Genomic DNA, 8532 nt, shown 5'->3' with positions numbered 1-8532 from the left:
GGCCTTTGCCGCGATCCCGGGCAGCCGGCTGCTGCACCTGCATCACAACAAGCACGAACTGACCTGGCTGTGGCGTAAGCCTTAAGCCGTGGGCTTCTGGCTGATCACGCCATACCAGCCCAGACCGTCATAGGTCTCGTAGCCGATGGTGCGGGCGAAGGCGACCAGCGTACCGTCCGGCTGATAGTAATAGCCGCGCGCCTTGCCTTCGTCCTGGATCGCGAAGGGCTGGTAGATGCCCTGGTTGTCCGAGGATGCGATGACGCGACGCTTGGCATCCAGCAGCAGCACGCGGGTACGCTGCCATTCCTCCGGGCTCAAGCTGGGTTCATCCTTGACGATGCTTTTGCCCTGCTTGTCCCAGTCGAAGATCACGCCCAGCACGCCGATCGGATCGCCATGGATCTGGCCGCCCTTGCGCACCGCGGCGGAATAAACCGCCACCGCCTTGTTGTCATGGCTGCCACTCTGGCTGATGTCGTCGACGATATAGTCGTCGCCGCTGCGCGACTGTATGGCCTGCTGGAACCACGCTGTGCGCGAGACATTGGCGCGCGCGGCGCGTGGGAACTGCTGCGGATTGGAGGTGGCGACGATCTGGCCCTTGGCATCGGCCAGCACCAGGTTGAGATACACGGTGTAGAAGCGGTTGATCATGCCGAGCCGCTCGCCGGCGCGGGCATGGAGTTCGTCGGACGGATTCTCCAGCGCCTGCCACATGGCATCGTCGGTCGCCCACCAGCGGCAGTCGCAGGTGCGCTCATACAGGTTGCGCACGATCAGCTGCACCATGGTCTGCGCCATGTCGCTGAGTCGCGGGCCTTCCAGATCCTTCACGATCTGGTCGACGATGGTTTCCGCCGCGCGTTTCGATTCATTGATGCGCGTCAGCACCACGTCGCGGAAGCGCTTGGAATTCTCCGAGGCCTGGTTGGCCAGCGCCTTCACTTCCTGCGCCACCACGGCGAAGCTGCGCCCGACCTCGCCGGCACGCGCCGCCTCGATCGAGGCATTCAGCGCCAGCAGCGTGGTCTGGAAGGCGATATCTTCGTTATTGGCGCCGAATTCCTGGACGTCGCGTTCAATGCCGTCGATAAGCTGATGAACCTGCAGATGATGAGCCTGTGCAGTCATTGTTTTTATAAACTCTGGATGGATAGCGAGACGGGGGACTCAATGCAGGATACATGCCGTGCGGGCGCGGGATCGGTGTCGGTCGTCACGTCTCGTTCCTAAGGATAAAGGTGATGGCGGGACTCGCATTGAGTTTCATTATTGTATTCAGATTGAAGACGGGATGGGCAGGGGGCAGCGGGCGTTTAGCCTGCGGAACCACAGGCATGCCGTAATATTGTGCAATCTGCCTGCCATCTTTGGGTAATACCTAGGCATAGTTATGCCGGTTGCCGCAGTGCCCTATCTTTACCGGCATAACAGAAAGGATCCTCCGCCATGTCCACCCGCCAGGAACGCGATGCTTTTGGAACCGTCGAGGTTCGGGCCGACCGCTACTGGGGCGCGCAGACCCAGCGGGCGCTGACGCTGTTCCGCATCGGCAGCGAGAAACTGCCACCGGCGCTGGTGCATGCCATCGGGTTGCAGAAGCTGGCGGCGGCGCAGGCCAATGCCGGCCTGAATGAATTGCCGGCCGAAATCGTCGATGCGATCCAGCAAGCGGCGCGCGAAGTCGCGGATGGCAAGTTCGACGATCATTTCCCGCTGCCGGTCTGGCAGATCGGGTCTGGCACGGCGACCAACATGAATGCCAACGAGGTGATCGCCAACCGCGCCAACGAACTGCTGGGTCAGCCACTCGGCACCAAGAAGCCGGTGCATCCGAACGATCATGTCAATCGCGGCCAGTCGTCGAATGACAGCTTCCCGACCGTGATGCATATCGTCACCGTGCTGGAGATCACCCAGCGCCTGATCCCGGCACTGCAGGGCCTGCACAAACAGCTCGCTGCAAAAGCTACCGCCTGGGCCGATATTGCGAAAATCGCCCGCACGCATCTGCAGGATGCCACGCCGATGACGCTCGGTCAGGGCTTTGGCGCCATGGCGCGGCAGGTCGAGCTGGGTGTTGCGCGCGCGCAGGAGGCCCTGGCGCGTTTATATCCGCTGGCGCAGGGCGGCACGGCGGTGGGCACCGGGCTGAATGCCAAGGCGGGTTTCGATACTGCTTTTGCAGCGGCCCTGGCCAAGCTGACCGGATTGCCGTTTGTCGCCAACCCGAACAAGTTCGAGGGCATGGGTGCGCATGATGCGCTGGTGGAAGCCAGCGGCATGCTGAACACGCTCGCTGTATCGCTGGCCAAGATCGCCAATGACATCCGCTTCCTCGGCTCGGGTCCGCGCGCGGGCCTGGCCGAACTGGTGCTGCCGCATGATGGCCTGACCTCATCGATCATGCCGGGCAAGCGCAATCCGACCCTGGCCGAGGCGCTGCTGCAGGTCTGCTACCAGGTGATGGGCAATCATGTGACGGTGACCCACGCCGCCGCCGCGGGCCATTTCGAACTGAATGTTGCCAAGCCGGTGATCGTGCATAACGTGCTGCGCTCGATCGAATTGCTGGCCGATGCCTCTGCCGTGTTCGGCAGCGACATGGTGGCCGGCATCGAGCCGAATACCGCCACGCTGCAGCGCAACGTGGAGCATTCGATCATGCTGGCCACCGCGCTGAACCCGCATCTGGGCTATGACAAGGTGGCGCAGATCGTCAACAAGGCCTTTGCCGAGGGGATCAGCCCGAAACAGGCCGCAGTGGCGCTTGGCCTGCTGACGGCTGAGGATTACGACCGCCTGGCCGATCCGCGCAGCATGCTGGGGCCCCGGCCGTAAGGCCGCGCTACATCGGCTGTCTCCAGATCATCAAACCCCTGTTATCGAATGTTAATCCCGGCCCGCTATTCCTGATTGTGCTAGAATGCAGACCAAGTCGTCCGGTATGAGGCGGCGTGAAGGGGTTGGAGAATGATGATGGTCTGGTATGTCCTGGCCGCCATCGTGCTGCTCGGTGCAGGCACGATGAGCTGGTATTACATCTATGACCGCTGGATCCAGCGCGATCACGCGATCCGGCGCAATTTCCCGATCTACGGGCGCTTCCGCTACATCATGGAGAATATGGGCGAGTATTTTCGCCAGTACTGGTTCACCGCCGACTGGGAAGAACGCCCGTTCAACCGCCTGACCCGTGCCTGGGTCTACCGCTCTGCCAAAGGCGTGTCGAACTACGTTGCCTTTGGTTCCGAAGTGGATGCGCAACAGCCGGGCCATATCTATTTCCTGCACTCCGCCTTTCCGATCAATGACGACGAGGCCGAAACCTACTCCGGCCGCTGGATCGGCAAGGACATCGTCGGCAATCCCTACAAGCCGAAAAGCTTTTTCAATATCTCCGGCATGAGCTACGGCGCCTTGTCATCGGCTGCCGTCACCGCGCTGTCGGAAGGGGCGGCGATGGCCGGTGTGTGGATGGATACGGGCGAGGGCGGCCTGTCGCCCTATCATGTGAAGGGCGGTTGCGACATCTGCTTCCAGATCGGCACCGCGAAATACGGCGTGCGCGACAAGGACGGCAACCTGGATGAAGAGCGCCTGCTCAAGATCGCCGCGCTGCCCCAGGTGAAGATGTTCTGCATCAAACTGAGCCAGGGCGCCAAGCCGGGCCGTGGCGGCATCCTGCCCGGATCGAAGGTGACGCCGGAGATTGCCGGCATTCGTGGCATCGAGGCCGGCAAGGCGTCGATCTCGCCCAGCCGGCATCGCGACATCACCGACATTCCTTCGCTGGTCGCGATGATCAACCGCGTGCGCAAGATCGTCGACAAGCCGGTCGGCATCAAGATGGCGGTCGGCAGCTTTGAATTCATCGACGAGTTTTTCGACTATCTGAGCCAGCATCGCGTGGAGGCACCGGATTTCATCCAGATCGACGGCGCCGAAGGCGGCACCGGCGCGGCACCGGCGCCGCTGGCCGATTATGTCGGGCAGTCGATCGTGCAGGCGCTGCCGCTGGTGGCGCAGAAGCTGCGCACCTATGACCTGCGCACGCGCATCCGCCTGGTCGCCTCCGGCAAGCTGCTGACGCCCGACAAGGTAGCCTGGGCCTTATGCATGGGCGCCGATTATGTGGTTTCCGCGCGCGGCTTCATGTTCTCGCTCGGTTGCATCCAGGCGATGAAATGCAACACCGGCCATTGCCCGACCGGCGTGACCTCGAACGATCCGCGCTTCATGCGTGGCCTCGACCCCGCCTTGAAGGCAGTGCGTGTCGCCAATTACGCCAAGGCGGTGCAGCATGACGTGGAGGCCATCGCCCATGCTTGCGGCTGCAAGTCGGTGCGCGAGCTGAAAGGCCAGCATGTGCGCGTCAATGGCGGCGACCTTATGCTGTAGGCAGGGCCGCGGCGGGATCGACTTTCAGCTCGATGCCGCTGAGCTTGCGGCGGCGGGCTTCGCGCAGCAGCCAGACCAGCAGGTCGCTGGCTGCCGCATGGCTCATGCCGGCCGCGTGGATATTCGAGATGCAGTTGCGCTCTGAATCGGCGCGTCCGCTGCGCGGCGCCCAGGTCAGGTAGATTCCCAGACTGTCTGCCACTGAAAGACCGGGTCGCTCGCCGATCAGCACGGCAACCGCGGCGGCGTTCAGCCGCTCACCGATTTCGTCGCCCAGCGCGACGCGGCCCTGTCCGGCCAGCACGACGGGCGCGATGCGCCAGTCCGCCAGCTTTTCCAGGCAGAGCCGCAGCACGGCTGCAGCATGGGTCTCCACGGCGCGCGCCGACAGGCCATCGGCAACGACAAAGGCCACATCGTAATCGGCGCGCGGCAATGCATCGGCACTGGCAGGATCGAGACGCCGGCCGAGATCGGGGCGGCGCAGGTATGTGGCGCGATCCGGTGCCTGACTATGTACGGCAATGGCGGGATGAGGCTGCAGCGTGTCCGCCAGCGCGGCGAAATCGACAGCGCCATGCACGGCATCGCGGGCGCGACTGTGGGCGGCCTGGAATTCCAGCAATGGCGCGGTGGGCAGCGCATCGCCGCTACGGCCCAGCCCGATGCGGGCTTTCGTGGTGCCGCGCCAACGCGCCCAGATGTCTTTCGTTACATCATTCATAAGAAACCAGGCGGCGCAGCGCGGCGCTGTCGGCACTTGGCGGCGGCAGGCGGCCATCATCGCTCAGCATGCCCATGCGGCCCAGCCAGGCCTCGAATTCCGGCGCCGGTCGCAGCTTCAGCAGATGCCGCAGGCCGAGCACGTCATGGAAGGACAGGCTCTGGTAATTCAGCATCACATCGTCGGCACCGGGCACCGCGATCAGGAAATTCACCCCGGCCGCACCCAGCAGGGTCATCAGGCTGTCCATGTCATCCTGGTCGGCCTCGGCATGGTTGGTGTAGCAGACGTCCACGCCCATCGGCAGGCCGAGCAGCTTGCCGCAGCAATGGTCTTCCAGGCCGGCGCGGATGATCTGTTTGGCATCGAACAGGTATTCCGGGCCGATGAAGCCGACCACGGTGTTGACCAGCAGCGGCTTGAACGCCCGCGCCACCGCATAGGCGCGCACTTCCAGGGTTTGCTGGTCGACACCGTGATGGGCGTTGGCCGAGAGGGCGCTACCCTGTCCGGTCTCGAAATACATGACGTTATTACCGACCGTGCCGCGTTTCAGCGACAGCGCCGCATCCTGTGCCTCGCGCAACACCGCAAGATCGATGCCGAACCCCTTGTTGGCGGCTTCGGTGCCGGCGATGGACTGGAACACCAGATCGATTGGCGCGCCGCGCTGCATCATCTGCAGCGAGGTGGTGACATGGGCCAGCACGCAGCTTTGCGTCGGGATATCGAAGCGCGTGCGGATGGTCTCCAGCATGTCCAGCAGGCGGATGCCATCGGGCACGCTGTCGGTGGCCGGGTTGATGCCGATCACCGCATCGCCGATGCCGAACAGGAGGCCATCCAGCAAAGCGGCAGCGATACCTTCGGCATCATCGGTGGGATGATTGGGTTGCAGGCGGCTGCCCAGGCGGCCGGGCAGGCCCAGAGTCGTGCGGAAGCCGGTGATGACCCGGCATTTCGCCGCCACCGCAATCAGGTCCTGGTTGCGCATCAGCTTGGACACAGCGGCGACCATTTCCGGCGTCAGGCCCGGCGCCAGCTTCGCCAGGGCTGCCGTATCGGCCTGGTAGGACAGCAGCCAGTCGCGGAATTCGCCGACCGTAAGATGCGCCACCGGTGCAAAAGCGGCGGCGTCATGGCTGTCGTGGATCAGGCGCGTTACCTCATCCTGTTCATAGGGAATGAGGGCATCGGTCAGGAAATGGCGCAGCGGCAGATCGGCCAGCGCCATTTTGGCCGCCACGCGCTGCTCGTCACTGATTGCGGCAACACCGGCCAGCTGGTCGCCCGAGCGCAGCGGCGAGGCACAGGCCAGCAGCGCCTTCAGATCGGCGAAGGCATAACGGGTTCCATTCAGTGTGGCGGCGAAGCCGGGCATCAGATCGCCTTTCGGGGTCCGACTGAATTCAGCAAGAAGCATACCAGAACCGCCAACGGCTTGCAGGGCGCTTTCAGCCGGGCCAAGCTGATCGGCAGCAAGGGAGTGCGACATGGATCTCGGCATCAGGGGAAAACGCGTTGTGGTGGCGGGCGGCAGCCGCGGCATCGGCCGGGCGATTGCGCTGGCTTTCGCGCAAGAGGGCGCTGCGGTTTCGATCTGCGCGCGCGGCGAGGCCGGCCTGCGCGACGCTGAAGCGGCACTGAAACAGACAGGCGCCAAGGTGCATGCGGCATCCTGCGATCTGGGCGATGGCCCGGCGGTGATCGGCTATGTCGAGGCCGCCGCCGCCGCTTTGGGTGGATTGGACATCCTGGTCAACAATGCCTCGGGCTTCGGCACCACCGATGACGAGGCGGGCTGGGCTGCCGCGATCAATGTCGATCTCATGGGCACCGTGCGCGCCTCGCAGACGGCCATTCCGCATCTGCAGAAGGCCGGTGGCGGCAGCATCCTGCATGTTTCGTCCATTGCCGCCCTGATCCCCACGGGGCGCAATCCGCCCTATGGCGCCATCAAGGCAGCCCTGGTCCAGCTGACCATGACCCAGGCGCTGAACCTGGCGAAAAGCAATATCCGGGTGAACTGCCTGGCGCCGGGCTCCATCGAATTCGCGGGCGGTGTCTGGGACAAGGCCAAGACCGAGAATCCGGCGCTCTATAACAGGATGCTGGGCAACATTCCCTTCGGCCGCATGGGGCGGGTGGAGGAGATGGCCAATGTGGCGCTGTTCCTGTGCTCCGATGCAGCCAGCTGGGTCACCGGCCAGACCGTGGCGGCCGATGGCGGCCAGCTGTTGTCTTAAGTAGGGGTGCTGTCTTAAGCGACCTTGAGCGCGGCATTGAGCGGCGCGAAGCATTCCGGCCCGTCCGTCTTCACGCCATTCACCACCGGCGTGACCCTATAGCGCGCCATCTCGGCGGCCGGATAGCTCTGCATCAGGCGCTGCAGGATCGGGCGCGGCGTGGCCGGATCAAGCCACAGGCCGAACTGCTCGCGCGGCAGGATCACCGGCATGCGTTCATGCAGGCTGCTGAGATAGTCATTCGCTACGGTGGTCAGGATGGTGAAGCAGTCGGCATTGCCAAACGCCGGCTCGGGCTGCCACAGGCCGGCGAAGGCGAACAGCCCGCCGCCTTTGAGACCGATGCGCCAGGGTTGTTTCTGCTTCTGGCCTTCGACGGCCTGCCAGTCATAGAAGCTGTCGGCCGGGATCAGGCAGCGCCGCTGGGCGAAGGCATCCGCGAAGGTCGGCTTGCTGCTGGCGGTTTCCGCGCGTGCGTTGATCAGCGGGGCATTGTTCGGGCCGGCAAAGCCCCAGCGCAGCAGGGCGATATCGCGCTTGCCGGCCTGGGCCCGCACCACGGCGGTGGCCTGCGTCGGCGCGATATTCCAGCGGGGCTGCAGGTTGGGCTTCTGGAACAGCTCATACAGCTCGAAAAAAGCCGCGAGGTCGTCGAGGGTCTTGGTCTGGCTGAAGCGTCCGCACATGCCTTCTAGATAGCGGACCGTGCCCGAGTCGGGCCAGAGCCTAGCTCAGATGAGGCCGCGCTTCCGGCCGGCTTTTCAGTTCGGCGCCGGCGCGGGTGAGGATTTTCGCCACCCGCTCGGGTGCGAAGCCGAGATCGAGCAGGGCCGGGCCGGCATTGGCCACCTCGCGGTAATCGGCAATCAGGCCGTCTTTCAGGGTGAAGATCGCCACGCCCTCGAACATCACGCGCTTGCCCTGCGCTTCGGGCAGCAGCGATTTGTAGGAAAAGGTGTAGCGCGCATAGAGCGTGGTGCCGTTGCCGACCGGATCGTGCAGATGCCAGCGGAACTCTTCCGCCGTGCGGTAGAACCAGTCGTCCACCAGTTCGGCGATCTTCTGCCGGCCATGGAAGGCCCCGTAGAAGACATCGTGATAGACGGCGTCTTCGGTGAACAGCGCGGCAAAGCCCTTGCCGTCGCGGGTCTGTACCGC

8 protein-coding genes are annotated in these 8532 nt (G+C 64.0%); 3 read left to right on the top strand and 5 right to left on the bottom strand.

The features are described from left to right. Positions 1 to 81: 81 nt before the first annotated feature. Positions 82 to 1134, bottom strand: coding sequence for a methyl-accepting chemotaxis protein (locus AAG799_RS21050; RefSeq protein WP_341898936.1), 1053 nt, complete (start codon positions 1132 to 1134; stop codon positions 82 to 84). A 318-nt stretch (positions 1135 to 1452) separates the two neighbouring features. Between AAG799_RS21050 and AAG799_RS21045 the strand changes: the two genes are divergently transcribed. After that, positions 1453 to 2844, top strand: coding sequence for a class II fumarate hydratase (locus AAG799_RS21045; RefSeq protein WP_341898934.1), 1392 nt, complete (start codon positions 1453 to 1455; stop codon positions 2842 to 2844). 132 nt (positions 2845 to 2976) lie between these two features. Then, positions 2977 to 4404 carry an FMN-binding glutamate synthase family protein gene (locus tag AAG799_RS21040; RefSeq protein WP_341898933.1) on the top strand — a complete coding sequence of 476 codons (1428 nt, stop codon included), beginning with the start codon at positions 2977 to 2979 and terminating at the stop codon, positions 4402 to 4404. On the opposite strand, the gene eutC is transcribed toward AAG799_RS21040, so the two are convergent. Beyond that, on the bottom strand, positions 4394 to 5128 hold the full coding sequence (gene eutC / locus AAG799_RS21035; protein WP_341898932.1) for an ethanolamine ammonia-lyase subunit EutC: 735 nt from the start codon (positions 5126 to 5128) through the stop codon (positions 4394 to 4396). The two genes, AAG799_RS21040 and eutC, sit on opposite strands and share 11 nt — an antisense overlap. Then, positions 5121 to 6509 carry an ethanolamine ammonia-lyase subunit EutB gene (locus tag AAG799_RS21030; protein WP_341898930.1) on the bottom strand — a complete coding sequence of 463 codons (1389 nt, stop codon included), beginning with the start codon at positions 6507 to 6509 and terminating at the stop codon, positions 5121 to 5123. Before AAG799_RS21030 ends, eutC begins: the two co-directional genes overlap by 8 nt. 112 nt (positions 6510 to 6621) lie before the next feature. On the opposite strand from AAG799_RS21030, the gene AAG799_RS21025 reads away from it, so the two are divergent. After that, on the top strand, positions 6622 to 7374 hold the full coding sequence (locus tag AAG799_RS21025) for an SDR family NAD(P)-dependent oxidoreductase (RefSeq protein ID WP_341898928.1): 753 nt from the start codon (positions 6622 to 6624) through the stop codon (positions 7372 to 7374). Between the two features lie 14 nt (positions 7375 to 7388). On the opposite strand, the gene AAG799_RS21020 is transcribed toward AAG799_RS21025, so the two are convergent. Together AAG799_RS21020 and AAG799_RS21015 are read right to left on the bottom strand one after the other, a co-directional pair. Continuing rightward, on the bottom strand, positions 7389 to 8060 hold the full coding sequence (locus AAG799_RS21020) for an SOS response-associated peptidase (RefSeq protein WP_341898926.1): 672 nt from the start codon (positions 8058 to 8060) through the stop codon (positions 7389 to 7391). A gap of 40 nt (positions 8061 to 8100) precedes the next feature. Then, positions 8101 to 8532, bottom strand: a 432-nt coding sequence (locus AAG799_RS21015) for a nuclear transport factor 2 family protein (protein WP_341898924.1), incomplete at its 5' end; no start/stop codon positions are given.

This window comes from Ferrovibrio terrae, assembly GCF_943371255.1.
Lineage (GTDB): Bacteria > Pseudomonadota > Alphaproteobacteria > Ferrovibrionales > Ferrovibrionaceae > Ferrovibrio > Ferrovibrio terrae_B.
Note: the sequence above shows the minus strand (reverse complement) of the source record. Positions and strands in the feature narration are given on the sequence as shown.